Origin of the sequence: Halorussus salinisoli (assembly GCA_005239435.1) — an archaeon.
Classification (GTDB): domain Archaea; phylum Halobacteriota; class Halobacteria; order Halobacteriales; family Haladaptataceae; genus Halorussus; species Halorussus salinisoli.
In genome coordinates this window covers 1-639 of sequence record SZNP01000017.1, presented here as the reverse complement: position 1 = coordinate 639, position 639 = coordinate 1, and the positions used below count along the sequence as shown (strand labels likewise).

Here is a 639-nt window from a genome sequence, read left to right as displayed (position 1 = left end):
TTCCCGGACTTCCCGACGATGCAGTACAACAAGCAGTACCTGAAGAACGCCGGGTACGGGCAGTCGGACTTCGACGAGTGGGCTCAGAACTCGATGAAGTGGGAGAAGTTCTCGCAGGTCACCAAGGAGGCGATGAACAACAACGACGTCCAGTACGGCTTCACCTTCCAGGGGAACGCGTACGAGGGACTGTCGTGCTGTGACTTCAACGAGTTCATGTCGAGTTGGGGCGGTGCCTACTTCGGGAATCCCGAGAAGTACCTCTTCGGGCCGGTGGGCGACCGACCCATCACCGTGGACGAACAGCAGGTCGTCGACTCCATCAAGATGATCCGAACGTTCATCCACGGCTCGAACGCCAACAACACGCTGGACAACTATCAGGGCAATATCGCGCCGGCGGCAGTGATGCAGTGGACCGAAGAGCCCTCGCGCAAGCCCTTCACCAACAAGAACGCCGTGATGCACCGCAACTGGCCCTACGCCATCAACATCTCCGGCTCCGAGGACAATCTCGGGCAGGACCTCGGCGTGATGCCGATTCCGTACGCCAAGACCGCCGAGCAAGCGCAGTACCCGATGACCGGCGGCCCCGTCGCCGCGCTGGGCGGATGGCACAACGCCATCAACCCCAACTCC

1 pseudogene is annotated in these 639 nt (G+C 61.0%); it reads left to right on the top strand.

Annotation, left to right across the window (positions count from 1 at the left end):
- Positions 1–639, top strand: a pseudogene (locus E2484_RS24620) (sugar ABC transporter substrate-binding protein); the annotation flags it as partial.